This is a genomic window from Bacillus cereus group sp. BfR-BA-01331 (assembly GCF_022663915.1).
Classification (GTDB): domain Bacteria; phylum Bacillota; class Bacilli; order Bacillales; family Bacillaceae_G; genus Bacillus_A; species Bacillus_A mycoides.
In genome coordinates this window covers 69,780-95,430 of sequence record NZ_JAKUGJ010000004.1, presented here as the reverse complement: position 1 = coordinate 95,430, position 25,651 = coordinate 69,780, and the positions used below count along the sequence as shown (strand labels likewise).

Here is a 25,651-nt window from a genome sequence, read left to right as displayed (position 1 = left end):
GGAGTCTTACGGCTCGTTAATGCGGTATAAAAACTTATTTATAGTTATGAGTAATATAAAACCTGGATAGTGGCCGCTTGTAAAACGGTCATAGTTCGGGTTTTATTTGTTTTTTAGTGTTAAGGTTACTTTTTATCATCCGCTTTTATTAGTTACTATATTAATAGGTAAAGAGGACTTGCGAACTAAACAGTGAATATATTTAAATTAAAGTTTCGAATTAAAGGAAGGTGATAACAAATGGAAAGTTTAACAATACCTGAGTTGTTTCTTTTATTATCTGTAGATGATGAAACAGAAACGATAAAAGCTCCTTATCAATCGAATATAGAAATGTTCATAACAATAAATATATTGTTAGAACTTTATCTTCAAAATCATATTCACATAGATCATGAATTTAATGTAAGGAGAACTGGAAAGTCATCAAATATTTCTTATTTGCAACAAACTTTAGATGCAACAGAGCATTTAGGAGATAAGCATGGTATAAAAATATGGTTAATGATGATTTGCAGTAAACAACAATTAACCCACAAACTATATAATTCAATACTGGAGTGTATACAACATAAAAAGCAAATAAAGATAATCGAAAAGCGTGTATTAGGTATAACGGTTCAAAAAAAATATATTTGCCTTCAAACGAAAAACCAAATTCTTATGTTTTTACGACAAAGATCTTTGGAAGGTGGGAGACAATTTTTAACTACGTTAACACTTTTCTTAGTTATGGATTTGAATGGTATGTTAAAAAGCGAAATATTTCAAAGTAATTATGAGCATTTAGTGCAATTAGAAGAATACAACGAGCGGTTGCAGGAGGTTACATTTTTGCGCAGGGTAATAATACATATTAAAGAGAAATTACCTAATCTTTTAATAAGGAAACACGCTCCATTTTCGAGCATGTAAGTTTAGTTATTTAACATACTGTATAACTGGTATCATTCAGTAGAGAAATTATATGGAGTTAAGTTGTAATGTTCTGTCTATTTCGATATTATGTTAGATGTAGTGCAGAGGAAATGTTTTACTATATTTGGACTTGTAGTGTTAAGTGAAAGGGGAATTATTATGGGTATCAGAAATTTAATTTCTCACCTGTAGTAGAAAAATCTATTGCAGGAGGAGAATAATAATGAACGAATTAAATGTGAAGGAATTTTACAAAAAACAATTTGAATTGTCGAATTACGATATCAATACAGAAAGCTGGCTAGAGCAGGTTGCTAAAGAAGTTCAAGAACAAGTTGGTCATCCATTTCAAGCGATGTTAGAACTAGGAGCAGGAAATGGTAGATTTGCAAGGGCGATGTCTAGGTTACAAGTGAAAATGACTACGGTTGAACTTGTACCAGAGTTAGTTATGTTTGCAAAAGAACATTCTACTAATAATATAGATATTCATTGCGCTGATTTTTATAAAATTAACTTTGAAGAAAAGTTTGATGTTGTTAGTTATTTAGACGGATTTGGTGTAGGAACAGATGATGAGCAATTGATTCTATTAAAACGGATTAAAGATTGGATGAAGGATGAAGGATGTGCACTTATTGATATTTATCAACCATTGTATTGGAAAAAAGTAAGTGGACAAGAAATGTCCTTAAGTGCAGCTATGCGAAAATACGAATATGATAGTATAAATGAAAGAATGTTAGATCATTGGTGGGACCCTAATTATCCAAATGATGTAGTAACACAGTCTTTACGATGTTATACGGTAGATGAGATTAGCAATCTATGTGCTGAAGCTAGTTTAAGTATTATGGGATTCTTCCCTGGGGGAGCATATGATTTTGAAAAACGAAAATATAAAGAATTGGCAACATTAAATGAATGTTTGGCATATCGAATTAAAGTAAGGAAGAGTAGGGATTAATCTCTACTCTTTTTTAATTTAGAAAATTCTTACTAAAACTATTGACTTTATGAATGGATTTTTAATACAATTATATTTCGACTGAAAAAATTGGAACGGACAGGAGGGAATCATCAAATGAACAACATTTTTGACGAAGAGTTACAAAAAATGAAAGATACTTTAAGTACGATGGATGATCAATTAGAACAGCTTGAAAAAATCCCGGTTTATTATGGAGAAGATTTTAAAGAGCAAATTCTTGAAAGTATGAGGGAGTCTAATAGACAAAGCTTACGTATTGGTGTACATGAGCCGTATTTTGGAAGATTAGACTTTCAGGAAGATGGCAAGGAAGACGTAATGCCGATTTACATCGGTAAAGTAGGTGTTTCGGATAAAGATACGATGAAACCAATTGTAATTGATTGGCGTGCACCTGTCGCAAGTATGTTTTATTCATTTACCGGTGGTGAAGAATTAGCATTTTATCATTCACCAGACGGATTAGTAGAAGGTGCTGTTTATTTAAAACGAAACATTTCGATTCGAAAGAGAGAACTAGAACGTGTTGTTGATACATATGTGAAAGGAAATGAAGATGTCTCACATGCTGATGATTTTCTTCTATATCGATTAGGTGAGAATAAAGATAACAAATTGAAAGATATCGTTTCGACTATACAATCGGAGCAAAATGATATTATACGTGCGGAAAGAAACTTACCATTATTAATTCAAGGGGTTGCAGGGAGCGGAAAAACAACGATCGCTTTACATCGCCTTGCTTTTTTAATTTATGAATATCGTGAACAACTTGAAGCGGAGAGAATGATCGTATTCGCTCCAAACAGTTTGTTTTTAGACTATATTTCAAGTGTACTTCCTGAGTTAGGGGTAGGAAATATTAGTCAAACAACGTTTCCAGATTGGGCATTGCGTCTGTTAGATGGTTCGGTGAAACTGAAGCAGACAGAAGAAAAATTGAAAGAGGCTTTTTCAATTAATCGCGATGAAAAAAAGGTTATGCTCGGAAAATTAAAAGGCACGCTGGAATTTAAGTCGTTTATTGAAGAAAGAATGATTCAATTTGAAAAAGAATTAGTACCGACAAAAGATTTTGAGGCATGGGATAAAGCAGTTATTCCAGTGGAAGACGTTAAAAAATGGATGCAAGTTGAATATAAACATTATCCATTAAAGAAAAGAAGAGAACGTTTAGTCGGCCGAATGAAGCGCTGGATTGAAATTGAACTTAAAAAGTTTGGAGAAACAAACGAGAAAAAGTTACTAAAAAAAGAAGCAACAAAGAGATTAAATACATATATGAATTTTTGGCCAAAAATGAGCGCACTTTCACTATATAGTTCGATGATGAAGAGTAAAGAAATACTCGAAGTATTACCTGAAGAACTTGTTCAAGAAACAGAAAAGAATTGCCGTAAAAAAGAAGTATATGTAGAAGATTTACCAGCTTTAATTTACATACACCATCGCATAAATGGAATTGAAATCGGACAGAAGTTTCATCACGTCGTTATTGATGAAGCACAAGATTTTTCACCATTCCAAGTATATGTATTAAAAGAAATTACACTAGGTAATTCTTTCACCATATTAGGTGATTTATCTCAAGCGATTTATGATTATCAAGGAATTGAAGACTGGAATGCTTTTAAGGAAGTATTCCAAGAAACAGGTTATTATGAACTGACGAGAAGTTATCGTTCTACAAAAGAAATTATTGAATTCGCGAATGAAATAATTAAAAATGCAGAGATTCCAGTAGGACTCGCAACACCAGTTTTCCGTAGCGGGGAAGACGTGAAAGTAATCCGGGCAGAGGACCAATTTACTGAAGTTTTAAAGACATTACAGCATTTGCAAAATGAAGATGTGCAAACAATCGCGGTAATTGGTAGAACAGATGATGAATGCCGTGATATATATGAGAAATTAACAAATGTAGGGTTGACAGTTAATGTCATTGAAGCAGATCAAAGCAAGTATGAAGGTGGTATTTCGGTAGTGCCAGTATACTTGGCGAAAGGGTTAGAATTTGATGCCGTACTTCTAATCGACGTTGATGAAGAACATTACAAAAATACAAAACATGATGCGAAATTATTGTATGTCGGATGTACAAGGTCGCTTCATGATTTATGGATTTTCTATAGCGGGGAAGTATCACCTTTAATTAAGGGATTAAAATAAATAAAAAAGAGGATTTTCTAGTAGTTCATGAAAATCCTCTTTTTATAGTTAAAAGGTATATGAATTAACAATCTAAGCTGTTTTTTAAATAATAAAATATCATATTCTCAAATTCCTGAATCTGCTCTTTTTCCCATAGACGAACAGCATCTACCGGATTTTGTGTATTCTTTAACCAATCTAGAATTAAGTTTAGTTGCTCTTGTGTTTGCCATATTATTTGTTCTTTTATGTTCTCATCCCGAATTCTCTCAATTAATTGAATCATATAGGGAAGTTTTTCTTTACATTCGTTTAAATCTCCGCAATAACCTGATGGAAATTCATGCGTACCAAACTCTAAGCTATTTATATAGTAAGAAACAAGATGTATCATTGCCTCTTGTTCTGTATCGTCACCTAATTCAATGGTGTTTTGGAGAAGTTGTTCCAAATCCTCATCAGTATTTCCGGAACCCATATAAAGTCCCATCCATCTAAAAGGTCTTGAATCAGATGGATCCTTTTCTATCCATCGATATAGAATGTCTATTAGAAAACGATTTAGTGGGAAAGTTAACACTTCATTTTTTTCGTTTGATGTATCTAAAATAGTAAACAGCGTAATAGCAAACTCTTGTTGTTCTTTGAGTTCCCATTTCTTGGCATTTGAAATAAATGTTTCTAAATGCTTAAAAGCTAAGTTTCGTAGTCCTGCTTCGAGCTGCTGACAGTAAGAAATAAAATCATGCCAGTTCTCATTTGTATTCATATGTATAATAATGGCTTGTAGTGCAGTGTGATTTTTACTCATTAGTTATGTATCTCCATCCCGATAAAATGCTATTTTAATTGAATAACGTAAGCATATAGAAAAAATTCACTGGAGTTATATGCTTTAATATGTGCGTTTAAGTATAAATCTTGGTGATGGAAGTGTTTCTTGTTCTGCTTCAAAATACGCAACTTGATTTGTAATTGAGTATAGAATAGAAGGCATTCCCATTCCAACAGCAGCCTCTAATGCGTCTAGCAAAGGGAGGGTTTTCCCATCAATTTTTGTGTCCCATGATATGGCGTAGCAAGAATCATCGGCCCCATGTTTTTTTAACAGACGACCTATATCAATTGGACACGAATTAGGTTTAGGAATTTCAATCATATATTCTTCACGTAACGTAGTTCTGTAATTATGGCAAAGTCGACCTATCGCATCTTTACGTTTCTTAGTAGAAGAAAGCTCAAACATGATTCTACCTTGAAGTCGTTTAGTAAAAAATGATTTTACAATGATCTCTTCTAATTTTTTATCCATTATAAGTCTCCAATCTATTAATCATGTGTTGAAAATTTTAGTATTATTATATCATTACATATATTAAAAAAGGAGAGTAACTATGATTGCAAAAGTAATAACAAAAAGAAATTGGAGAATCGCGAAAAACATTGGAGAGATTAATGAAGCTTCACTTAAAGAAGAGGGATTTATTCATTGTTCATTATTAGACCAAGCTTTAAAAGTTGCTCAAAAACATTTCAATCATGAAAAAGATGTTTTATTACTTACAATAGATCCATCTCTTGTAAAAGCAGAAACAAAATATGAACTTGCTTCAAACGGTCAAGAATACCCGCATGTATATGGAGTAATTAATGTTGAGGCGATTGTAGAGGTTGTCCCATTTTCTAAAGAAAAAGGAGAGTTTATATTACCAGAGGTACATAGTTAAAAGTATTAATGGTATTTAAGTTTGTTAGTAAGCTGCAAGAAAATAAGAAAAGCACAATATAGTTTGTGCTTTTCTTATTTTCTGATTTTTATAAAAAAAGATTGCTTTTGTCACAACTATACTGTACGATACATAGTATAAAACATATACTGTATGACATATAGTAATGCAAATGAGGTGGGTAAATGGATACTTTATTAAATTCATTAATTACTGAGCTAAGAAGAGGGACGTTGACATTAGCAGTTTTAAGCCAATTAAGAACACCGCAGTATGGTTATTCACTTGTCCAGTTATTGGAGCAATCAGGAATCATGATAGATCAAAGTACTTTATATCCACTACTTCGCCGATTAGAAAAACAAGAGCTAGTGACGAGTAGTTGGGATAAAACGGAGAGTAGACCTCGTAAATATTATGTTTTAAGTGAATATGGATTAGATATATTTTTGCAATTGAAAAAGGAATGGATAAAGGATTCGAAAGAACTTTATAACTTATTAAAGGAGGAGGACGAGAATGAATTTAATTGATATCTATATCCAAGAAGTTGCGAAGAGATTACCTGAAAAAAATCGTGAAGATATTACATTAGAACTCCGGTCAACTATAGAGGATATGTTACCTGATGATTATAATGAAGAAGATGTAAAGAGTGTCCTTGAAAAATTGGGGAGCCCAGTTTCATTGGCTAATGGGTATTTGGATAGACCGATGTATTTAATTGGACCGCGTTATTTTGATGTATATACGACATTATTAAAAATGATTATACCAATTGCAGCTGTTATCGCACTCATTGCAATGGTTGCAGAAAATTTTATAGGCTATAGTGGTGATCAAGCAGTATTAGATGTTATTTTAAAATTGATAGGTAAAGGCATTGGGGAAATTGTCGAAGTAGGCCTCCATGTATTTTTCTGGTTGACACTTGTATTTGCTATTTTAGAAAGAACAGATAAAGACAAAGGTACCCAACCGTTGACGACAAGTTTAAAAAAATGGACTCCTGATGATTTGAAAAATATCTCGTATGTTCCAAAGAAAAAGTCGATCTCGAAGTTTGAAGTTTTTGGAGGTTTAATGTGGACAGCAGTGTGGGCTACACTTTACTTTTATGCGAATCATCTTGTAGGTGTATATCATGGTACAGAAAACGGACTGAAGTTTGTCGCGCCAACTTTTAATCAAGATGTTTTACTTCAGTACTGGCCAATCGTTGTAATTATGATTGTTTTCGAAATAGGTATATCTCTTTATAAGTTAGTGCAAGGACAATGGACGAAAAGAGTGGCAATTGGGAATGCAATACTACAGCTAACTGCAACAATAGTATTCATTGTAATCGTAGTAAATCCTCATTTATTTAACGAAGGATTCATTACGTATGTGGCAAATGTGTTTACAATTTCTCCAGAGGAATTTAAAACGTGGTTAATTGGTGGAGGGATAATTATCTCCATATTATCTGCGGTACTAAATGCAATTGATGGTTTTCGAAAATCTAGAATTCGGTTGTAAAAATAAGTTTGTATTATTATTAGGTAGATCAGTTGAAAGAAAGGTACAGAGAAAGATCATTATGAAAGGAAGAAAACAATGATAAGGGAAGCAATGAAAGAAGATGTAACATTTATTTTAGATATTTATAATGATGCAATCCTTAATTCAACAGCTGTATATGCGTACAAACCTGTAACCCTTGAAAATAGAATAGATTGGTATGAACAAAAAAAGGCTGATGGCTATCCAATTTTAGTCTACGAGCTAGATAATAAAGTAGTAGGATTTGCGACATTTGGTCCATTTAGAGCATGGCCTGCCTATAAATATTCAATTGAACATTCTATATACGTTGATAAGGAATATAGAAAAAATGGAATTGGGAAGTCTTTAATGAAAGAACTAATAGCTATTGCACAGAAAAGAGAATATATGACCTTAATTGCTGGAATTGACGCAGAAAATGAGAAAAGTATTGTCCTGCATCAAAACTATGGATTTGTTCATGCAGGAACAATAAAAAAAGCCGGTTATAAGTTCAATCGATGGCTAGATTTAGCTTTTTATCAATTGGAGCTTAATGGTCCTAAAAATCCTACTGAAGAATAGCTGTATCTATTACTGTAAAAATAATTTTAAAAAGAAATTGTATATATTACAAAAGATAGTATGAAGAAATCTCATGCTATCTTTTTCTTATTGTATTCATGATTATCATTTAACAAAAAAGGATTCTTATATTCTATATCGAATTTTGAGAAGATGATAAAACGATATAAGAAGAGGGATGAATATGCAGGCTGTCATTAGAAAAATAAAAGAAATACAAATTGGTCAAGTTGGAATACTTGTTTATTCAACAAAGAATGGAAATATAGTTGCTACCCATAACAATGAGCTATACGTTCCTTTAGCATCAGCAGCAAAAGTGGCAATTGGATTTACAGTAGCAAAGATGGTAAAGGATAAACTAATTAGTTGGAGTGATACACTTCATGACATTAAGTATAATCCAAATGAGGATAGTGCGCAGTTATATCCTCACTTACAAGACAGAGCTACATTAACACTTAGTAAAGCGGTTGAAGTAATGATAGCATGTCACGACAGCTATATTGCTCAGTCAATTGTTATGCACTGCGGAGGATGGGATACTGTCAGAGAATATGTTTCAACGAACTTTTCCAAGATTCATATACAGGAAAACCCTAAAGATGAGAAAAATATTGGGGAATTACAACAAGTTCTTTCGCTTTTATTACATATTTTCCAAGGATATAAATCCGCACCAGAATTATGGGAACCAATTATAAGTGGAATGGTAAGACAACAAGGAGAGTATGAAGGTATACCTTATTATCATCTAGCACATATGACAGGTGGTTTATCCACCGCTATAATAAATATTGGTATAATAGGAATGTTTCATAAATTTCCGTTTCTTTATGTAATTGGGGGGAGAGATTTACCTAATCGATTTGATAATAAACAAGTTGATGAAACCGTTATAGAAGCTTTGAGGTACGTATACAAAGAATATAGTTATGTTAGGGGTGAGTGATTGAAACGAAACTTAAAGACTTCAACAATCATTATTTTAATCATTACGATTATTGCTCTTGAAGTTGGAATTGCACTATACGATCACACTTTGTCATTAGATACAATTTACTTTGCAGCGATTCTTATCTGTATTGTATTGCTTTTTGGTACACGTGTTTCTGAAGAGAAAGAAAGTACATCGAAACAGAGACGAAGAAAAACAGCTCTTATATTTTGGCCATCTATTTTATTATCAATCGCTAGTTTTGCAGTTATTAGTTATGTAAGAATAGGCTATGTCTCTGTACCAGGAATAATTGGTTTTTCATGCTTTGTTACATATGGTGGATTTGTATTCATCAGTATATTAAAGAGAAGAAATAAAAATTAAATATAGCTTACTAAGTTGAAAGGAAGAAATATATGAAACGCATAGAGAACGGTACACGCACTGAAGGAGAATACATTAAAAATAAATTAATTCAATATAACATGTCTGTGCTGTCAGATGAAGTAAAACAGCCGATGGAACAAGTAAGCTTCGTAGTGAAAGATGAAGATGGAAAAATCTTTGGCGGGGTAACGGGAACGATGTATTTTTATCATCTTCATATCGACTTTTTATGGGTTGATGAATCAGTTCGTCATGACGGCTATGGCAGTCAATTGTTACATAAAATTGAAGACATTGCGAAGGAAAAAGAATGTAGACTCATATTACTAGATTCATTTAGTTTCCAAGCACCAGAATTTTATAAAAAGCACGGATACCGAGAATATGGTGTCGTTGAAGATCATCCGAAAGGGCATAGTCAACACTTTTTAGAAAAGAGATTATAATAATATTATGTATACTAGTTGGTGGGGGAAAGAATATGTACACGTATAAATTACAACATGAACAACCAATCTGTGCAGAGAAAATAAAGCAGCTTTACGATTCTGTAGGCTGGTGGCCAGAAAGAAAAGAAGTCGATATTCAAAAAATGTTAAAAAATAGTATAGCAATTGGAGTACGGGAAGAAAACGAATTAATTGGATTTGCTAGAGTTGTTACTGACGGTGTTTTTCGGGCGTATATTGAAGATGTTGTCGTACATGAGAGTGTAAGAAACAAAGGAATTGGTGAGAAGATGCTAACATTGTTACTGAAAGAGATTTCCCATATTGATATTGTTAGTCTATTTTGCGGAGAGAAACTAATAAAGTTTTATGGTGAACAGCAATTTAAAGCGACGAAGCAAATTGTAATGCATCGTAATCAAATAGTGGAAGAATAAGAGGTGCCAGAAGAATGAATGCAACGAGAGAGTATTGTTTATCGAAAAGAAAAGCGACAGAAGATTCTCCGGATGGCTGGAGTGCAACATGTATGAGATTAAATAATAAAATATTTGCGATAGTAAACCATGAAGAAGGTGAAAAAGCTGCGATTACATTAAAATGCGATCCAGAACTTGCCTTGCGAATAAGAGAAGATTATCCCGAAACAATTATTCCTGGATATCATATGAATAAAAAACATTGGAATACAGTGTACATACATAAGGATGTGGGGCAAGAACAAATTAATAAAATGATAGATTGGTCGTATGATTTAGTACTACAATCATTTTCAAAGAAAAAGCAGCAAGAGTTATTGGATTAAATACAAAGTGAATTCGACTATAAATAGCTAGTAAAATGATTATATTTTACTAGCTATTTGCAGTTTTACATTATATATTAGGGGATTTTGAAATGAATACGAAACGAAATAGATTACTATATGCGGTGTTTACTATAGTTGTTATTATGTTAGGTCTTAGTTCAAGAAAGTTTGCTTTTGTGTTACCAGATTTATTAAATGATTACTTAGGTGATGCTTTATGGGCATTAATGATTTTCGTTGGATTCGGATTTTTGTTTCCTAAAATAGAAACGAAGAAATTAGCTTTTATTAGTTTAATATTTTGCTACGGGATTGAAATTAGTCAATTGTACCATGCGGAATGGATAGATAGCATTCGAGCAACGACTCTAGGTGGACTCGTATTAGGTTACGGATTTTTATGGAGTGATTTAGTGGCTTACACAATTGGTGTTGGAGTAGGAATGCTTGGTGAGTTTATGCTACGGAAGAAATAAGTGACTTTAAAAAGGGGGATTTGTACATGAAGGATATATTAGAAATTGCAAAGTTTTGGTTTCAAGATAAAGGTGTCACAGCTACTGAAATTCAACCAAACGTAGCGAAGATTCATTGTAATAATAAAGCGTATATTTTAAAGGGAAAGGGATCGATAAAACAGTTTCTAGTTGAACTAAATGTATTAGAACAGCTTGATGAAAAAGGAGTTAAAGTACAAAAATTAGTAAAAACGAGAAATGATGAAAGGTACGTATTGTATAAAGAGAAGAATTATTGTTTGTACGAATATGTTGCCGGAAGTGTACTAGAAATCAAAGATACAGAAAAGCTAAAAGTGCTAGGAAGCACAATTGGAGAGGAAATGGCTAATTTACATTACGAACTAAATTCAGTGAATAGTGCTAACGAGTTAATAAAAAGAGAGTTATATAAAGTGGTATACGAATGGGCTTTACCGAATTTAGTAAAGAATGAGCATGTTCATCAGGATGTAATTCAAAAAATGGATCAAATACATACAACTTTCAAGGAAACGATTCACTCATTACCGAAACAAATTATTCATCGCGATATGCACTTATCAAATGTAATCTTTAGAGAAAGTGATTTTCAAGGGTTTATTGATTTTGAGCTTCTAGAAGAAAACGTTAGAGTATTCGATTTATGCTATTGCTGTACAAGTATTTTAAGTGAGATATTTAGTGATGAAACATTAAGAGGGAAATGGTTACAAATTGTAAGTGAAATTTTTAAAGGATATTATAAGCAAAACATTTTAACGAGAGCAGAACTACAATCAATTTGGTATGTAATGCTTTCAATTCAAATTATATTTATTACTTATTTTGTTCAGTTAAAAGATTTACTAAAGTTAAATGAAGAGATGTTTTTATGGATTTTTGCTAATAAGGAAGATATTGAAGAATCTATAGAAAGAAGCGTACTCATATGAAAAAAATAATATTAATAGGTTCTGGTGGTTCAGGAAAATCTACATTAGCAAGGCAGTTAGGTAATAAACTAAATATTAAGGTGCACCATCTTGATGCACTATTCTGGAAACCAAATTGGGAGGGTGTACCGAAAGAGGAGCAAAGAATTGTTCAAAATAACTTAATTCAAGATGAGAATTGGATTATTGATGGGAATTATGGCGGAACAATGGATATAAGACTGAATGCAGCTGACACAATTATCTTCCTTGATATTCATAGAACGATTTGTGTTTATCGCGCTTTTAAAAGAATTGTACAATATCGAAATAAAACAAGACCGGATATGGGGGCTGGGTGTGAAGAAAGGTTTGACTTACAATTCTTCAAGTGGATATGGGAGTATCCTAAGACGAAAAGACCTTCAACTTTCAAAAGACTAAATCAATTAAGTCAGGATAAAGAAATTATTATTTTAAAATCTTCAAATGAAGTTAAGCGATTTTTAAAAGAAGTGCAGCAAGTATAAACTTATGCACTCAAAGAGTAAATTTTGTTCCATTTTAAAATGGAGGGGATAACATTGAATGAAATCATTCGATCGATTGATTCTTATATGGTGAAAATTCCAGCAGGAGAAGTAACATTAAGAGATGATCGTATAAAAAAAGAATGGCAAGTTCAAATTAAACCATTTCTTCTTGCAAAGTATGCTGTAACAATGGAAATATATTATGCTATTACAAATAGTACACCAAATAATAATAAAGATAAGCATAAACCTGTTGTAAATATTTCATGGAATGATGCAATTGCTTTTTGTAATTTACTGTCTAAAATAGCAGGGTTTACAGAGTATTATTCTATACAAGATGATGGGAAAAAGGTTAGTTGTAACTTACATTCAAATGGCTATCGATTACCGTCTGAGGCAGAGTGGCAATATGCATGTAAAGCAAATACGACGGGATATACATATGGAGCACTTGAGAAAATAGCGTGGTATAATGAAAATTCAAGTGGGCAAATTCATGACGTCGGTAAAAAAGAGCCGAATGCATGGGGACTTTATGATATGTTAGGGAACGTTTGGGAATGGTGCTATGATTTGTATGATGAAACAGTGTACGGGTCATACCGCATTTTTCGTGGTGGTAGTTGGGCTGAAGCAGCTAGAGGTTGCGGTGCCACTTGTCGCCGTCGTAGTCATCCTACATTTCATATAGATGATCTCGGTTTTAGGCTTGCTAGGTCAATTTAGCAGGAAAATGATACATATAACACCGTAAAGAGTATGGAAAGTATCCATATTCTTTACAACATAGAAATTTTGAAATTTGAGGAGTGTTTTGAATGGCACGTGTTTTATTCATTAACGCTGGATCAGAAGGACATATAAATCCAACATTACAGGTTGTAGAAGAACTGATTTCTCGCGGTGAAGAGGTAGTTTATTTTTCAATAGAGGCTTTCAGGGAGCGTATTGAGAAGACAGGTGCTACTGTACGAACGATTGATGATCAAAAATTTATACAAGCATTTCTTTCCGGTGGTCGGAATTATTTACAGGAAAGAATAAATGGTCTTTTACATACAGCAGATGTTATTATACCGAGTGTTCTAGAACAAATTGAAGGAGAACATTTTGATTATATTATTCATGATTCGATGTTTGGCTGTGGTCGCTTAATTGCCCAAATTCTTAATCTTCCAGCCATAAATTCATGCACATCTTTTGCACAAGATGAAAAATCATTTAAACAAATGTTAGACCATCTTTCTAAAAATATCCCACTGGAAGTTCAGGATAGAATACATAATGATTTTGAAAACTTAACTAATGGAATTACAGAAAAATATGGTGTTAATATAAACTCACCGTATGAAGTTTTCTGTAATCCAGCTTCACTTACTATTGTGTATACAATTAAGGAGTTCCAACCTTTTGGGGATACATTCAATGAAACATTCAAATTTGTGGGTCCATCTATCTCTACACAAGTGAAAAATGAAGGTTTTGATTACACTTCAATTGAAGAAAAAAGCCTGATTTACATTTCATTAGGTACTGTTTTTAATGAAGCGCTTGATTTTTATAAACTTTGTATGAAGGCGTTCAAGAATAGTAAGCATACAATTGTTATGTCTATTGGCAACAAAACGGAAATAAGTGATTTAGGTAATATCCCTAAAAACTTCATTGTGAAAAACTATGTACCACAAACTGAACTTCTCAAATATACGAAACTATTTATTACACACGGCGGTATGAACAGTACGCATGAAGGGATATATAACGGTGTTCCACTCGTTGTAATTCCGCAAAGTGCAGATCAGCCAGTAATCGCAAAGCAAGTGGAGAGTCTCGGGGCAGGAGTTAAATTGCAAATGCAAGGATTAACTGCGGATCAACTAAGTGAAAGTGTAGAAATAGTATTAAATAATCCGTCATGTAAAGAAGCTGCTTTGAATTTGAAGGAGTCTCTCCGAAAATCAGGTGGGTATAAGCAAGCAGTTGATGAAATTTTTAAATTTACAGGCTGTTATTAAAACTATACATGTGAAAGGGTGTCTATATTAAATGATATAGACACTTTTATGTTATATGAAGCGAGGAATTGATGAAATGGAAAGAATGAAAATACTAGATGTAAATCTTGCTGACATGACAGCTACACCATTTTTTCAAGTGGAGGCGAAAAATAGAATTAGATTCGATATAGAATTATTTGAGGGTAATTTGAGAGGATTAAGAGGGATTTTGACTGAACTTTTTAAAAGTCCTGATACAATTGATGTTTCATTTATTTCCGGTTACATAACATATGGTAAAAGTAAGAGAATAAATGAGAAAACAAAAATTGGAAGGTTCATGAAGATTAAGAATTGGGCAGAAACGAAAGTAGACGTTGATGATCTTGAAAGTACAATCATATTTACTACGATTAAAGGTGTACATGAAGATGAAGTATATAAGTATTGCAAATATGTCGTTAATGGTGGTCAGCGAGCGTATATTTCTTTTTATAACGATACTTATTTATTGTATATAAGTACAGACGTTATTGACATTGTTTCACCAGATACAAGTTTAATAGAAAAGTTAAAACTTCAATACAGTGAAGAATATGATAAGTTTTATGAAACTATATTGACGGATTAGGAAATGTTTACAAGTGATAAGTAATTTCAAAGTATTGATAGAAAGATATATGGAAAATGGAGATGGCACGTTGTTTTAAAATAATGTGATCTCACATTGCCATGCGTTTTAAGTTAACGATGAAGGGTTTCAAGACGACTTGGTGCAATTCATCCATATATATACCTAAAATTTTTCATTACAAGTACTACAATTTCTATTGCTCACTTTTTCTTTATAAATTTAGGATGTAGTTTTACGTGTTAGTAGTAATTTCACTGTTTCTGCACAACTTCTGCACACATTTAGGTGATTTCTATGTCATGATATATTCCATAAGTGAAATATTTCACAAGAAATGAAATGTTTCTTTACGACGGTGTATGCATATTTACGCATACACGAAATAAGATTGACTCTTGTTATTCTTTTACATCAAAGCCCACATTACACTACGAAGTATAACAAGAAGGGGACAGGAACATGAATAATCGATTTTTAAAACAACTACAAAACTTGAAAATGAACAAAAAAAGTATAGGAGCTGTTGCATTAACAGCTGGAATTATCAGCACGACACTTATTCCTCAAAATGCATACGCGCACGGCTTTGTTGAAAAGCCTGGTAGCCGTTCCGCTTTATGTAGTCCAACTTATGGTGCTCTAAATGTAAACTGTGGAAGTGTTATGTATGAACCACAAAGTTTAGAAGCTCCAAAAGGATTCCCAGAAGGTGGCCCAGTTGATGGGCAAATCGCTTCTGCAGGTGGAAAATTTGGCGGTATTTTAGATCAACAAACAGCAAATCGTTGGTTTAAAAATACAATCACTGGTGGGGAAAATACATTTACTTGGAAGTATACAGCACCTCACTTAACAAGCAAATGGCACTACTATATTACAAAAAAAGGATGGAATCCAAATAAAGCACTAACAAGAGCAGACTTTGAGCCAATGGGCACTGTACAACATGATGGTTCTGCAGCTTCAAATAATTTAACTCATAAAATCAATGTACCTACTGACCGTAGTGGATATCATGTGATTTTAGCTGTATGGGATGTAGCTGATACAGCAAATGCGTTCTATAATGTAATTGATGTGAATCTCATCAATAATGTGAAACCAGACACAGAAGCGCCAAGTATTCCAAATGGACTTCAGGCGCAAAAAGTAACAGCGAATAGTATAGAACTAACATGGAACGTTTCTACGGATAATGTAGGAGTAAAAGGGTACCAAATCTTCCGTAACGGAGAGATGATTGACACAGTACCAGGCACTTATTTTATTGATAAGAAATTACAACCAAGCACAGAATACACTTATACTGTAAAAGCAATTGACGCAGCTGGCAATGTATCGAAAGAAAGTACAGCGCTTACAGTGAAAACAACAGTTGAAGCTCCTGATACAGAAGCACCAACACAACCAAAAGGATTACATAGCATGGGAACAACAGCATCAAGTGTGGATCTAATGTGGAGCCCATCTGATGATAACGTTGGAGTAGACTATTACGATATTTATAGAGAAATAGAAGGAACAATGAAAAAAATTGCAACATCCAATACGACTTCTTATATGGATAAAAATTTACTCGCTAATACTACTTATAAATATGCAGTGAAAGCAGTGGATGTAGTTGGAGATGAATCCGTACAAAGTGATACGTTCACAATTACTACAAAAGCTGAAAGCGCTTCATATGAAGCGTGGGATGCAAAGAAAGCATATAAAAAGGGGGATAGAGTTTTACACGAGGGAAAAGTGTATGAAGCAGTCCAGAATTATGAAGGACATGGGGATCCAAACTGGATTTTTGCTTTATCCTTATGGAAAACAGTGTAAGCTTTACCTCAAAATGAAATGAAAGATGATGGGCTTTGATGCAAAAAAAGGAAGTTTGAGAGTTAACTTTTCTGCTTATAAAAAAGACGACGTATTCAGCGTCGTCTTTTTGTATTAATCTAGAATATTCATCAAAGAGACTTTCAAACGAATAAGCTACAGAAAGGTTACTATACGAATACATAATGTAGAATCATATAGTAACCTTTCTATTATGATAACACTTTCGTCATAAGAATATGTGGAATTCCATCTTCCATAAATACGTCGGAAGAAGTTTGATAGCCTAATTTTTCATAAAACCCTTCAGCTTGTGTTTGACCGTGTAGTTTAACTTTGTTTGCTTCTTTGTTACGAGCAATCTCTTCTAACTTTTGAATGATTACTTTGCCTAATCCGTATTTGCGATAGTCTTTTAAAATACAAATTCTTTCTAGTTTACCCATTCCTTCAACGAATCGTATACGGCCAGTTCCTACAGGAAGTTCATTATAATAAACTAATATATGTTTGCATGCCTCGCCAATTTGGTCATATGTATCGAATTCATCTTCAAGAGGTACACCTTGTTCTTTTACAAAGACTTCTTTTCGAATGTGAAAGGCAGTTTCTAAATCTGTAAGTTCTGTTATGAGTTTGGATTGCAAATTGTTCAGCCCTTTCTAGTGTGATATGAATGTGTTTTCATAGTATATCATACTGTAATGCTATAAAAGAAAAAACTGACTTGCGAAAGTCAGTTTTTAAAATGGTTAATATTCTTTTATACCGTTTTTTGTTCCGATGATCGCTTTGCTCGTCATATTGATAAATAATCCTGTTTCAACTACACCGGTAATCATCTTTAGCTCTGTATGTGTATCATTTGGATTCAATATTTTGTTTGGAAAAATACAATCAATAATTAAATTGCCGTTATCAGTTATAAATGGTCCGCCATCTTTCATACGTAAACGCGTTTCGCATCCTAAAGATTGAATTCTCTTTTCAGTTTGCTTCCAAGAGAAGGGGATGATTTCAATAGGAAGTGGAAAGGTACCTAAATGTGAAACGAGTTTGGATTCATCTGCAATAATAATAAGTTCTTTAGAGGAGGTGGCAACAATCTTTTCGCGAAGTAATGCACCACCGCCACCTTTTATTAATTGTAAATCATTATTGATTTCATCTGCTCCATCAATTGTGAGATCAAGTATATCAATTTCATTTAAAGAGATTAGCGGAATAAATAATTGTTTTGCTAATACTTCAGTTTCTTTTGATGTCGGTACAGCTTGAATGGATAACCCTTTTTGTACACGGTGACCTAACTTTTGTATCGTCCAATATACGGTTGAACCCGTACCAAGTCCAATCGTCATACCATCTCTTACAAAGCTAGCAGCATATTCGCCTGCAAGCTGTTTTAAATTCATCATTTTACTCCGCCGGGCGTGGTCCAGCATCTAAACCGGAACTTTCAACTGTAAGTATTGGGCGAACAGTAATATCTTTATGTACACGCATTTGGCACGATAATCGTAAGTGGTCTTCAATTCCTTTTTCCGTAATAGCTTGTTTTTCATCATTTGTCGCCTCACAAAAATCACCTGCAATGACTTCAACTCTACAAGTTGTACATCTTGCTTTGCCACCGCAACGATGAAGAATGTGTACACCGTTATCTTCAAGTGCTAATACTAATTTCGTTCCTTCTTTAATATCGAAAGTTCCGGTACCTTCAACTGTTAATTTTGGCAAATTGATTCCTCCTCATGTAAAATGCTATATAACATATTTATGACCCGTATTCATGAACATAAACATAAAATTAATTATAAGCCCCGTAACTTTTTTATTTGTTCAATCGTTTAATAAGTAAGCGCTGAAAAGGAGTGGTTATTTTGTGCACAAAAGTAACTCAGGTTTTAAAGAATCATATCGATATGAATCATTCAAATATAAATTTATTAATTGAACATTATCCAGAGGTAAAAAGATACTGTACGTTTTTGACGAAGAATAAATGGGATGGGGAAGACCTTGCCCAAGAAGCAATTTGCAAAGTTCTTCAAAAGTATAGTGAGAAGAAAATTTGTATAACGCTTCTGTATAAAATTGCTCGAAATCAATGGTTAGATCAAATGAAATCAAAATCCGTACAAGAAAAATTAGAACAGCAAGTTACATTTGAAGAACCACATGAAAAAATTGCAGATTTGCATGAAATGGTAGGGAAATTATTGTCTTCGTTAAATGTGCAACAATCTGTAATTTTATTATTAAAGGATGTTTTTCAATATAGTATCGCGGATATTGCTAAAGTATGTTCGGTATCAGAAGGTGCAGTAAAAGCATCGTTATTTAGGAGTAGAAATAGGCTGAAAACTGTAAGTGAAGAAGGAATTGAAATAGTGGAGTACACGGATGATGTTGAAATCGTTGTAACTTCTATTCGTGAAGAAAGACCTGAATTGTTGACGAAACTTCTCCCAACAATAGACTTCACTAAGTTACCATCAATACAACCAGTGTTATTATTCAGTATGAAAAAACCTTCTTCTTACAGTTGTATGCTTAGTGCGGCATAAAATAGATGGAGGGATTTAATATGAATGCAATTCCTTACGTAGTAGAACAAACGAAATTAGGAGAACGCTCCTATGATATATATTCAAGATTATTAAAAGACCGAATTATTATGATTGGTTCAGAAATTAACGATCAAGTTGCAAGCAGTGTAGTAGCACAATTATTGTTTTTAGAAGCGGAAGATGCAGAAAAAGATATATTCCTGTATATCAATAGTCCGGGCGGTTCAACGACAGCGGGATTTGCAATATTAGATACGATGAACCTTATTAAACCAGATGTGCAAACACTTTGTATGGGCTTTGCGGCATCATTTGGTGCGCTTTTACTATTAGCTGGCGCAAAGGGAAAAAGATTTGCGCTCCCTAACAGTGAAATCATGATTCATCAACCGCTCGGCGGTGTAAAAGGGCAAGCAACGGAGATTGAAATTACAGCAAAAAGAATTTTAAAGTTAAAACACGATATAAATAAAATTATCGCAGAGCGAACAGGGCAACCAGTTGAAAAAGTAGCACATGATACAGAAAGAGATTATTTTATGACGGCAGTAGAAGCGAAGGAATATGGAATTGTCGATGCAGTTATTGAGAAAAAATAACATAAAACAGGCTAGAGAATATACTAAATTCTCTAGCCTGTTTTTGTCATTCTTTATTCTTTTATCCATTCATCAACTAAAGCTTGATTCTTTTTAATCCATTTTCGCGCGGCTTCTTCTGGATCTTTCGTTTTATTTAGCATGACCATTAAAGTACCTAGTTGTTCATCGTTCATTTTCCATTGATCAAAGTATTTCACAATATCCGGATGATCTTTTTCGAAACCTTTACGAACTGAGTAATAAATGTCATCTTTTTCACCATATACTTTCTTAGGGTCTTTTAAATATTTTAAGTCAAATTCTGAAAAGCCCCAATGAGGATTCCAAAGCGTAACAGCGATTGGTTTCTTTTTGGTATATGCCTTTTTGAGTTCGCTCATCATCGCAGCTTCTGAAGATTGGACAAGTTTTAATTTTATATCATATGCCTTCATTGCTTTATCCGTTAAATTCATAAGGCTACTACCTGGTTCAATCCCAACAATTTTATTATCTAGCTCATCTTTATGTGTGTTTAAATCTTCTATGCTGTTTATGTTTTTCATATAAGAAGGGACGACTAAACCTAGTCCAGTGCCTTCATACCATTTTGATTTTAAGACAATATCATCTTTATAACGAGCATTTAGCGGTTTATCCGTAACAGGCAGCCATACTTCTAAATTTGCATCGACATCACCACGAGCAACACCAGTCCAAATCGCAGCTTTTTCTAAATACATGAGCTCAACTTTATAGCCTTTTTCTTCTAATAAAACTTTCCACATGTTTGCAGTTGCAATATTTTCTTTCCAACTTGTTACACCAAGTTTAATTTTTCCTTTCGAATTTGCATTTGTTGCATTACATGAAGTAAAAATCATAGTAATAAATAATGCAAGGCATATAAGCCATATTTTCTTTCTCATTGAAACCCTCCTAAGAAACGTTTGCCTCTTTAAATAAATGTATAAGTAAGCATTCTTATTATGAACGGAAACGAGAATTTTAAAGAAAGCTTATGAATGTCATTTTTATGTAATATTTCTTTGCAAAATCGCAACACTATGTAAATAGATGGATAGAAAAGGAGTAGTGACATGGATAATACAAAGGTACGTGTTGAAAATGTAACAAAAGTATTTGGGAAACATCCGCAAAGAGCGCTTACCTTATTAAAAGAAGGGAAAAGCAAATCGGAAATTTTAAAAGAGACAGGAATGAACGTTGGGGTGAAAAAGGCAACGTTTGAAGTATACACCGGAGAAATTTTCGTTATTATGGGTTTATCCGGTAGCGGGAAATCAACGCTAGTTCGAATGCTAAATCAATTAATCAAACCGACAGCGGGGCATATATACATAGATGGTGAAGACATCGCAACGATGGGAAAAGAAGAATTGCGAAGAGTAAGAAGGACGAAAATGAGTATGGTTTTTCAGAAGTTTGCTTTATTTCCACATCGTACGGTAATACAAAACGTTGCGTATGGGCTAGAAATTCAAGGAGTTCCAGTAGAGGAACGAGAAAATAAGGCGTTAGAATCGCTACAGTTAGTAGGACTCGATCATCATAAAGATAATTACCCTAGTCAACTTAGTGGTGGTATGCAGCAGCGTGTTGGAATCGCAAGGGCACTAACGAATAATCCAGATGTATTACTAATGGACGAGTCATTTAGTGCATTAGATCCACTAATTCGAAAAGAAATGCAAGATGAATTGTTAGAGTTACAAGATAAAATGGAAAAAACAATTATATTTATTACACATGATTTAGATGAAGCTCTTCGCATTGGAGATCGTATCGCATTAATGAAAGATGGAGAAATCGTTCAAATTGGAACGCCGGAAGAAATTATGATGAGTCCTGCCAATGAATTTGTAGAGAAATTCGTGGCGGACGTGAATTTAGGAAAAGTAATTACGGCGGAATCTATATTAAAACGACCGGAGACTTTATTAATTGATCGTGGACCACGTGTAGCACTTCAAATTATGAGGAATGCAGGTGTTTCTACCGTATATGTTGTAAACAAAAAGTATGAATTTTTAGGTATATTAACTGCGGATGATGCAAGTAAAGCAGTACAAAAACAGTGGCCGATTGCTGATTTATTACTTAACGATATTCCGCACGTTTATTTAGATACTTTACTTGAAGAAACGTATGCAAAAATGGCGGAGATGAAATATCCGTTACCCGTAATTGATGAGAAGAAAAGGTTAAGAGGAATTATTAAACGTGAAAGTGTCATTCAAGCTCTTGCAGGTAACATTGAGGAAGAGGTGAAAGACGATGAATAATATTCCGCGCATTCCATTAGGCGAATGGGTTGATTCATTTGTTGCAAGTTTATATGAGCACTTTGAAGGCTTGTTCCGAGGATTCTCCTATATTATCGGTGGATTTGTTGATTTACTCACTAATTTTTTAACAATAATACCAGCCATAGTGATGATTATCATCTTATGTTTCCTCATTTGGTACACAACGAGGAAATTACCTTTAGTCATTTTTACGCTCATCGGATTATTATTTATTTTAAATATTAACTACTGGGCACAAACGATGCAAACATTAGCGCTCGTACTTACGTCAGTTATTATTTCAATTATTATCGGAATTCCCATTGGCATTTTAGCATCTCAAAATGAACGCTTCTCAAAGTTTTTAAAGCCCACTTTAGATTTCATGCAAACAATGCCAGCCTTCGTTTATTTGATACCAGCCATTACGTTTTTTGGTGTAGGCGTTGTACCTGGTATTATTGCATCAGTAATTTTCGCTATGCCACCGACAATTCGTTTTACGGATTTAGGAATTAGACAAGTTCCAGAAGATTTAATTGAAGCTGCGAATGCATTTGGCTCTACCGCATCACAAAAATTATTTAAAGTACAATTACCCCTCGCAACTGGAACGATTATGGCTGGAGTGAACCAAAGTATAATGCTTTCGCTATCAATGGTTGTAACAGCGTCACTTGTAGGAGCGCCAGGACTTGGAGTCGATGTGTATCGCTCTGTAACACAAGTAAACATCGGAATGGGATTTGAAGCTGGACTAGCTATCGTCGTGATTGCGATTATATTAGACCGAATTACGCAAGGGTTTTATACAAAAAGAAAATAATTCAAAAAACACACTTTATACTACAAAGTGTGTTTTTTGAATTCGAATTACATCCGAACAATAACAGAGCCTCCAGCTGGTGCACAAACTTGGTTTTGCTGTTGTTCCATTGATTTTATTAATTGATTATTTTCTTCGATTAATGAGATTAATTTAGCTAATTGGCTTTCAAGGCTTGCGATGCGCTGCATCATGTATTGCGAATCATAATGCAGTGTATTCCTTACTGGATGAGGGGAGTAAGCATATTGTTGATTTATATTTGGATTCCAATGAGGATACATTTGAATCGTTCCTCCTTCAATAAATTACTGATCTTTCTTATAGTAAATGCCTATGTATATGTAATGGTGACTTGAAAATTCTTTCAAACGAAGAGGATTATGTAGGGGGAATGGAAAAGTAATAAAGTACATTTTTTGGAAATTTTTAAGCGGAATAGTAAATATATTAGGAAGCAGCAACGTTCATGTAAATGGATATTATATGGGGAGAAATTATGAGAGGAGATGCTATTTTGGCTAATAATAAAAAAAGAAATGATGCTATGACAATTGGTGTCGCTATAGGTGTTGTAATCGGTGTAATTCCTGGTGTATTTACTGATAATATAGCAATCGGAATAGCGATTGGGATTGCAGTTGGAATGGGGATTACGCTTTTGAAGAAATAATGAGTTGTAAATTATTTTAATGTGAAAATTCTAATTTCAAGAGATTGAATTTTCGGAATATAAAACCTATTTTTCCTTTTTTTATGATATTATATATGCAAAGGATGGTGATGGATATGCCAATAAACAATCAAGCAGAACAAAACTGCTTCATTTGTGAAAAACATAAAGGGAACATTACAGTTCCAGGTGGAGCTATTTACGAAGATGAACTCATTTACGTTGGACATGTCCATTGGGATGCAGAAGAAACATATCTTGGTTATGTAATGATTGATATAAAGAGACATGTACCTGGTCTCGCTGAATTAACTGAAGATGAGGCAAAGGCATTCGGACTGATAACAAGTAGAGTAAGTAAAGCGCTTAAAGAAAGCGAAGGAGCAGAACATATTTACAGTTTCGTTTCAGGTAATGGTGTACCACATTTGCATATGCACATTATTCCGCGTTATCCAAATACACCAAAAGAGTTTTGGTCACCGACTGAAGTAGCAAATTGGACTGGTGCACCCTATGGAGATTCAGAGAAAATTAAAAAACTATGCGAAAGAATACGAAAGTATATGGTGAATGAGTATGCATACAACAAATAATACACAATATTCATGGGTTGGAAGTAGAGAAATGTGTTTAGACGAAGTTTCAGTCAAGCAATATGGTGATATTGTACTTGGTAAATACGGCGGAAATATAAGCGCCGGAGCAAAAAAGAATGAAGACGGTGCATTAGTTTGGTCGAATGGTGATTGGGAATTCGCTGTTATATTAGACGGGCATAATAGTGCAGAAAGTGTTGAATTAGTAGTAAATACAATCCAAAAAGAATATGAAAATATAAAAGCGATTATGAAAGAATCAATTAAAACAGTATTTCGATCTGTTGAAAATCATATACTTACAATTTTTCAATCCTCCTCATTTGAAGAAAACTGTAAAAGAGTAAAAGGTGAAACTGCTTGCTTAATATGCGTAAGAAAAGAAAATTACATATGGTGGCTTTCCATAGGTGATTGCTTAGTTTATGTATTTCATGATGAATTACATAAATTAGGACAATATACATTGAATCAACGCCACTTTTACGAATGGATTGGAAATGTAAACACATTTGATTTACCTGTTCCTTGCTATTCGTCAGGAATTCGTGAGCTACGTACTGGAAAGAATCGAATTGTAATGGTGACAGATGGGGTATTAGAATGCGGGGAAAGACACTATGAAACACCATTAAATCTATATAATGATATGAATAGAAATAATATAAAACTTGAAGAAAGTGTTCATCATGTATTAGAGCACGTTGATCATCAATTCGGACGAGATAGTGCGACAATTATTAGTTGGGACGTAGAAAATAAAATACATGCTACGTATCCGAGTGATCAACCGAATAAAAGGTAAAGGAGGAGACATCACTGTTTTTGGTTAAAGGAATTTTATTAATACTATGGATCGTATTTTTAGTTATTTTGGAAAAAGTAGTGAGAAAAAAATTAAATATACCGAAACAAATAGACTGGAATAGTAAATATGTAAACAACTCTCATAAATGGGGTACTAGGGCTCTTATCATTTCTTATATAATTGTTACGATGATATGTGCCACTTTAAATCCCATTTATATTAGTAATTTACCCATATTATTTTTAATAACTTTATACTGCTTTCAATCATATATGGAGTGGAAATATGATAAAGAATCGAGGGAATATGTCATTTCTTTAGGAACAGTTCCATTATTAATAATAACAGGAATTATGATTAATCTTTTCTTTTATAGCTATTGGATTTAATCATA

Annotated in this window: 34 protein-coding genes; 27 read left to right on the top strand and 7 right to left on the bottom strand. The window is 33.5% G+C overall.

The annotated features are described in order from the left end of the window. Positions 1-240 precede the first annotated feature (240 nt). The 3 genes from MR155_RS09275 (at position 241) to MR155_RS09265 (ending at position 4,078) form a co-directional block, all read left to right on the top strand. A complete protein-coding gene (locus MR155_RS09275; RefSeq protein WP_219302612.1) occupies positions 241-915 on the top strand; it encodes a hypothetical protein in 675 nt (224 codons plus the stop codon). 226 nt (positions 916-1,141) lie between these two features. Further along, a complete protein-coding gene (locus MR155_RS09270) occupies positions 1,142-1,885 on the top strand; it encodes a class I SAM-dependent methyltransferase (protein ID WP_219302610.1) in 744 nt (247 codons plus the stop codon). 117 nt (positions 1,886-2,002) lie between these two features. Beyond that, the gene (locus MR155_RS09265) at positions 2,003-4,078 is read left to right on the top strand and encodes a HelD family protein (protein ID WP_242309386.1); all 2,076 of its coding nucleotides are present in this window, start codon (positions 2,003-2,005) and stop codon (positions 4,076-4,078) included. 64 nt (positions 4,079-4,142) lie between these two features. On the opposite strand, the gene MR155_RS09260 is transcribed toward MR155_RS09265, so the two are convergent. Together MR155_RS09260 and MR155_RS09255 are read right to left on the bottom strand one after the other, a co-directional pair. Beyond that, complete coding sequence (locus MR155_RS09260; protein ID WP_242309384.1) at positions 4,143-4,871, bottom strand: hypothetical protein; 729 nt, start codon at positions 4,869-4,871, stop codon at positions 4,143-4,145. Positions 4,872-4,955: 84 nt separating this feature from the next. Beyond that, complete coding sequence (locus MR155_RS09255; protein WP_242309382.1) at positions 4,956-5,372, bottom strand: hypothetical protein; 417 nt, start codon at positions 5,370-5,372, stop codon at positions 4,956-4,958. An 82-nt stretch (positions 5,373-5,454) separates the two neighbouring features. On the opposite strand from MR155_RS09255, the gene MR155_RS09250 reads away from it, so the two are divergent. The 16 genes from MR155_RS09250 to MR155_RS09175 all read left to right on the top strand — a co-directional run bounded on the left by MR155_RS09250 (position 5,455) and on the right by MR155_RS09175 (position 16,888). Continuing rightward, on the top strand, positions 5,455-5,787 hold the full coding sequence (locus MR155_RS09250) for a DUF952 domain-containing protein (RefSeq protein ID WP_219302602.1): 333 nt from the start codon (positions 5,455-5,457) through the stop codon (positions 5,785-5,787). Positions 5,788-5,972: 185 nt separating this feature from the next. Further along, the gene (locus tag MR155_RS09245) at positions 5,973-6,320 is read left to right on the top strand and encodes a PadR family transcriptional regulator (RefSeq protein ID WP_002065784.1); all 348 of its coding nucleotides are present in this window, start codon (positions 5,973-5,975) and stop codon (positions 6,318-6,320) included. Then, entirely contained in the window at positions 6,307-7,308 is a 1,002-nt protein-coding gene (locus tag MR155_RS09240; protein WP_242309380.1) for an HAAS signaling domain-containing protein, read from the top strand. The genes MR155_RS09245 and MR155_RS09240 overlap by 14 nt, the downstream gene beginning before the upstream one ends. 78 nt (positions 7,309-7,386) lie before the next feature. Then, on the top strand, positions 7,387-7,899 hold the full coding sequence (locus MR155_RS09235; RefSeq protein ID WP_219302596.1) for a GNAT family N-acetyltransferase: 513 nt from the start codon (positions 7,387-7,389) through the stop codon (positions 7,897-7,899). Between the two features lie 184 nt (positions 7,900-8,083). Further along, a complete protein-coding gene (locus MR155_RS09230; protein WP_219302594.1) occupies positions 8,084-8,851 on the top strand; it encodes a serine hydrolase in 768 nt (255 codons plus the stop codon). Beyond that, a complete protein-coding gene (locus tag MR155_RS09225) occupies positions 8,852-9,223 on the top strand; it encodes a hypothetical protein (protein ID WP_002136727.1) in 372 nt (123 codons plus the stop codon). A 32-nt stretch (positions 9,224-9,255) separates the two neighbouring features. Beyond that, entirely contained in the window at positions 9,256-9,672 is a 417-nt protein-coding gene (locus MR155_RS09220; protein WP_242309377.1) for a GNAT family N-acetyltransferase, read from the top strand. Positions 9,673-9,707: 35 nt separating this feature from the next. Next, positions 9,708-10,112 (top strand): GNAT family N-acetyltransferase, encoded by a 405-nt coding sequence (locus MR155_RS09215; RefSeq protein ID WP_242309374.1) that lies wholly within the window; start codon positions 9,708-9,710, stop codon positions 10,110-10,112. A 14-nt stretch (positions 10,113-10,126) separates the two neighbouring features. Next, positions 10,127-10,480, top strand: a complete 354-nt coding sequence (locus MR155_RS09210) for an MmcQ/YjbR family DNA-binding protein (RefSeq protein ID WP_070143336.1) — start codon at positions 10,127-10,129, stop codon at positions 10,478-10,480. A gap of 92 nt (positions 10,481-10,572) precedes the next feature. After that, a complete protein-coding gene (locus MR155_RS09205) occupies positions 10,573-10,959 on the top strand; it encodes a ribosomal maturation YjgA family protein (RefSeq protein WP_219302589.1) in 387 nt (128 codons plus the stop codon). Between the two features lie 26 nt (positions 10,960-10,985). Further along, the gene (locus MR155_RS09200; protein ID WP_242309372.1) at positions 10,986-11,915 is read left to right on the top strand and encodes a phosphotransferase enzyme family protein; all 930 of its coding nucleotides are present in this window, start codon (positions 10,986-10,988) and stop codon (positions 11,913-11,915) included. After that, the gene (locus MR155_RS09195; RefSeq protein ID WP_242309370.1) at positions 11,912-12,424 is read left to right on the top strand and encodes a DNA topology modulation protein; all 513 of its coding nucleotides are present in this window, start codon (positions 11,912-11,914) and stop codon (positions 12,422-12,424) included. The genes MR155_RS09200 and MR155_RS09195 overlap by 4 nt, the downstream gene beginning before the upstream one ends. Before the next feature lie 39 nt (positions 12,425-12,463). Continuing rightward, positions 12,464-13,156, top strand: coding sequence for a formylglycine-generating enzyme family protein (locus MR155_RS09190; RefSeq protein ID WP_219303730.1), 693 nt, complete (start codon positions 12,464-12,466; stop codon positions 13,154-13,156). Between the two features lie 92 nt (positions 13,157-13,248). Further along, on the top strand, positions 13,249-14,445 hold the full coding sequence (locus MR155_RS09185) for a macrolide family glycosyltransferase (protein ID WP_242309368.1): 1,197 nt from the start codon (positions 13,249-13,251) through the stop codon (positions 14,443-14,445). 76 nt (positions 14,446-14,521) lie between these two features. Then, entirely contained in the window at positions 14,522-15,058 is a 537-nt protein-coding gene (locus MR155_RS09180; RefSeq protein WP_242309687.1) for a phosphatase, read from the top strand. Positions 15,059-15,520: 462 nt separating this feature from the next. After that, a complete protein-coding gene (locus MR155_RS09175) occupies positions 15,521-16,888 on the top strand; it encodes a lytic polysaccharide monooxygenase (protein ID WP_242309365.1) in 1,368 nt (455 codons plus the stop codon). 212 nt (positions 16,889-17,100) lie between these two features. Here MR155_RS09175 and MR155_RS09170 read toward each other — a convergent pair whose 3' ends face one another. The 3 genes from MR155_RS09170 to MR155_RS09160 form a co-directional block, all read right to left on the bottom strand. Next, a complete protein-coding gene (locus MR155_RS09170; RefSeq protein WP_002136715.1) occupies positions 17,101-17,535 on the bottom strand; it encodes a GNAT family N-acetyltransferase in 435 nt (144 codons plus the stop codon). Between the two features lie 105 nt (positions 17,536-17,640). Then, a complete protein-coding gene (gene rpiA, locus MR155_RS09165) occupies positions 17,641-18,303 on the bottom strand; it encodes a ribose 5-phosphate isomerase A (protein WP_242309363.1) in 663 nt (220 codons plus the stop codon). Between the two features lie 4 nt (positions 18,304-18,307). Beyond that, positions 18,308-18,628, bottom strand: coding sequence for a 2Fe-2S iron-sulfur cluster-binding protein (locus tag MR155_RS09160; RefSeq protein ID WP_002085119.1), 321 nt, complete (start codon positions 18,626-18,628; stop codon positions 18,308-18,310). A gap of 143 nt (positions 18,629-18,771) precedes the next feature. Between MR155_RS09160 and MR155_RS09155 the strand changes: the two genes are divergently transcribed. Both MR155_RS09155 and clpP read left to right on the top strand, forming a co-directional pair. Further along, complete coding sequence (locus MR155_RS09155) at positions 18,772-19,458, top strand: RNA polymerase subunit sigma-70 (protein WP_113938483.1); 687 nt, start codon at positions 18,772-18,774, stop codon at positions 19,456-19,458. Positions 19,459-19,478: 20 nt separating this feature from the next. Continuing rightward, complete coding sequence (gene clpP, locus MR155_RS09150; RefSeq protein ID WP_000991622.1) at positions 19,479-20,060, top strand: ATP-dependent Clp endopeptidase proteolytic subunit ClpP; 582 nt, start codon at positions 19,479-19,481, stop codon at positions 20,058-20,060. A gap of 53 nt (positions 20,061-20,113) precedes the next feature. Here the strand turns inward: clpP and MR155_RS09145 are convergent, their stop codons facing one another. Continuing rightward, a complete protein-coding gene (locus MR155_RS09145) occupies positions 20,114-20,971 on the bottom strand; it encodes a glycine betaine ABC transporter substrate-binding protein (protein WP_242309361.1) in 858 nt (285 codons plus the stop codon). A 171-nt stretch (positions 20,972-21,142) separates the two neighbouring features. Between MR155_RS09145 and MR155_RS09140 the strand changes: the two genes are divergently transcribed. Continuing rightward, entirely contained in the window at positions 21,143-22,348 is a 1,206-nt protein-coding gene (locus tag MR155_RS09140; RefSeq protein WP_000370622.1) for a quaternary amine ABC transporter ATP-binding protein, read from the top strand. After that, positions 22,341-23,177 (top strand): ABC transporter permease, encoded by an 837-nt coding sequence (locus tag MR155_RS09135; RefSeq protein WP_219302575.1) that lies wholly within the window; start codon positions 22,341-22,343, stop codon positions 23,175-23,177. The genes MR155_RS09140 and MR155_RS09135 overlap by 8 nt, the downstream gene beginning before the upstream one ends. 47 nt (positions 23,178-23,224) lie before the next feature. On the opposite strand, the gene MR155_RS09130 is transcribed toward MR155_RS09135, so the two are convergent. Then, positions 23,225-23,461: a hypothetical protein gene (locus MR155_RS09130; RefSeq protein WP_002085127.1), complete on the bottom strand. Its 237-nt coding sequence runs from the start codon at positions 23,459-23,461 to the stop codon at positions 23,225-23,227. A gap of 215 nt (positions 23,462-23,676) precedes the next feature. On the opposite strand from MR155_RS09130, the gene MR155_RS09125 reads away from it, so the two are divergent. The 4 genes from MR155_RS09125 (at position 23,677) to MR155_RS09110 (ending at position 25,646) form a co-directional block, all read left to right on the top strand. Then, positions 23,677-23,850 carry a glycine zipper domain-containing protein gene (locus tag MR155_RS09125; protein ID WP_002127725.1) on the top strand — a complete coding sequence of 58 codons (174 nt, stop codon included), beginning with the start codon at positions 23,677-23,679 and terminating at the stop codon, positions 23,848-23,850. Positions 23,851-23,954: 104 nt separating this feature from the next. Further along, a complete protein-coding gene (locus MR155_RS09120) occupies positions 23,955-24,446 on the top strand; it encodes an HIT family protein (RefSeq protein WP_080116904.1) in 492 nt (163 codons plus the stop codon). Next, complete coding sequence (locus MR155_RS09115) at positions 24,430-25,254, top strand: PP2C family serine/threonine-protein phosphatase (protein WP_242309358.1); 825 nt, start codon at positions 24,430-24,432, stop codon at positions 25,252-25,254. Before MR155_RS09120 ends, MR155_RS09115 begins: the two co-directional genes overlap by 17 nt. Before the next feature lie 68 nt (positions 25,255-25,322). Next, the gene (locus MR155_RS09110; RefSeq protein WP_080001824.1) at positions 25,323-25,646 is read left to right on the top strand and encodes a DUF4181 domain-containing protein; all 324 of its coding nucleotides are present in this window, start codon (positions 25,323-25,325) and stop codon (positions 25,644-25,646) included. The last annotated feature ends 5 nt before the right edge of the window (positions 25,647-25,651 follow it).

Excerpts from the sequence above, each read along its gene's own strand:
- MR155_RS09275 (WP_219302612.1), top strand. The coding sequence starts at position 241 with ATGGAAAGTTTAACAATACCTGAGTTGTTTCTTTTATTATCTGTAGAT.
- MR155_RS09270 (WP_219302610.1), top strand. The coding sequence starts at position 1,142 with ATGAACGAATTAAATGTGAAGGAATTTTACAAAAAACAATTTGAATTG.
- MR155_RS09265 (WP_242309386.1), top strand. The coding sequence starts at position 2,003 with ATGAACAACATTTTTGACGAAGAGTTACAAAAAATGAAAGATACTTTA.
- MR155_RS09260 (WP_242309384.1), bottom strand. The coding sequence starts at position 4,871 with ATGAGTAAAAATCACACTGCACTACAAGCCATTATTATACATATGAAT.
- MR155_RS09255 (WP_242309382.1), bottom strand. The coding sequence starts at position 5,372 with ATGGATAAAAAATTAGAAGAGATCATTGTAAAATCATTTTTTACTAAA.
- MR155_RS09250 (WP_219302602.1), top strand. The coding sequence starts at position 5,455 with ATGATTGCAAAAGTAATAACAAAAAGAAATTGGAGAATCGCGAAAAAC.
- MR155_RS09245 (WP_002065784.1), top strand. The coding sequence starts at position 5,973 with ATGGATACTTTATTAAATTCATTAATTACTGAGCTAAGAAGAGGGACG.
- MR155_RS09240 (WP_242309380.1), top strand. The coding sequence starts at position 6,307 with ATGAATTTAATTGATATCTATATCCAAGAAGTTGCGAAGAGATTACCT.
- MR155_RS09235 (WP_219302596.1), top strand. The coding sequence starts at position 7,387 with ATGATAAGGGAAGCAATGAAAGAAGATGTAACATTTATTTTAGATATT.
- MR155_RS09230 (WP_219302594.1), top strand. The coding sequence starts at position 8,084 with ATGCAGGCTGTCATTAGAAAAATAAAAGAAATACAAATTGGTCAAGTT.
- MR155_RS09220 (WP_242309377.1), top strand. The coding sequence starts at position 9,256 with ATGAAACGCATAGAGAACGGTACACGCACTGAAGGAGAATACATTAAA.
- MR155_RS09215 (WP_242309374.1), top strand. The coding sequence starts at position 9,708 with ATGTACACGTATAAATTACAACATGAACAACCAATCTGTGCAGAGAAA.
- MR155_RS09210 (WP_070143336.1), top strand. The coding sequence starts at position 10,127 with ATGAATGCAACGAGAGAGTATTGTTTATCGAAAAGAAAAGCGACAGAA.
- MR155_RS09205 (WP_219302589.1), top strand. The coding sequence starts at position 10,573 with ATGAATACGAAACGAAATAGATTACTATATGCGGTGTTTACTATAGTT.
- MR155_RS09200 (WP_242309372.1), top strand. The coding sequence starts at position 10,986 with ATGAAGGATATATTAGAAATTGCAAAGTTTTGGTTTCAAGATAAAGGT.
- MR155_RS09195 (WP_242309370.1), top strand. The coding sequence starts at position 11,912 with ATGAAAAAAATAATATTAATAGGTTCTGGTGGTTCAGGAAAATCTACA.
- MR155_RS09190 (WP_219303730.1), top strand. The coding sequence starts at position 12,464 with ATGGAGGGGATAACATTGAATGAAATCATTCGATCGATTGATTCTTAT.
- MR155_RS09185 (WP_242309368.1), top strand. The coding sequence starts at position 13,249 with ATGGCACGTGTTTTATTCATTAACGCTGGATCAGAAGGACATATAAAT.
- MR155_RS09180 (WP_242309687.1), top strand. The coding sequence starts at position 14,522 with ATGGAAAGAATGAAAATACTAGATGTAAATCTTGCTGACATGACAGCT.
- MR155_RS09175 (WP_242309365.1), top strand. The coding sequence starts at position 15,521 with ATGAATAATCGATTTTTAAAACAACTACAAAACTTGAAAATGAACAAA.
- rpiA (WP_242309363.1), bottom strand. The coding sequence starts at position 18,303 with ATGAATTTAAAACAGCTTGCAGGCGAATATGCTGCTAGCTTTGTAAGA.
- clpP (WP_000991622.1), top strand. The coding sequence starts at position 19,479 with ATGAATGCAATTCCTTACGTAGTAGAACAAACGAAATTAGGAGAACGC.
- MR155_RS09145 (WP_242309361.1), bottom strand. The coding sequence starts at position 20,971 with ATGAGAAAGAAAATATGGCTTATATGCCTTGCATTATTTATTACTATG.
- MR155_RS09140 (WP_000370622.1), top strand. The coding sequence starts at position 21,143 with ATGGATAATACAAAGGTACGTGTTGAAAATGTAACAAAAGTATTTGGG.
- MR155_RS09135 (WP_219302575.1), top strand. The coding sequence starts at position 22,341 with ATGAATAATATTCCGCGCATTCCATTAGGCGAATGGGTTGATTCATTT.
- MR155_RS09130 (WP_002085127.1), bottom strand. The coding sequence starts at position 23,461 with ATGTATCCTCATTGGAATCCAAATATAAATCAACAATATGCTTACTCC.
- MR155_RS09125 (WP_002127725.1), top strand. The coding sequence starts at position 23,677 with ATGAGAGGAGATGCTATTTTGGCTAATAATAAAAAAAGAAATGATGCT.
- MR155_RS09120 (WP_080116904.1), top strand. The coding sequence starts at position 23,955 with ATGGTGATGGATATGCCAATAAACAATCAAGCAGAACAAAACTGCTTC.
- MR155_RS09115 (WP_242309358.1), top strand. The coding sequence starts at position 24,430 with ATGCATACAACAAATAATACACAATATTCATGGGTTGGAAGTAGAGAA.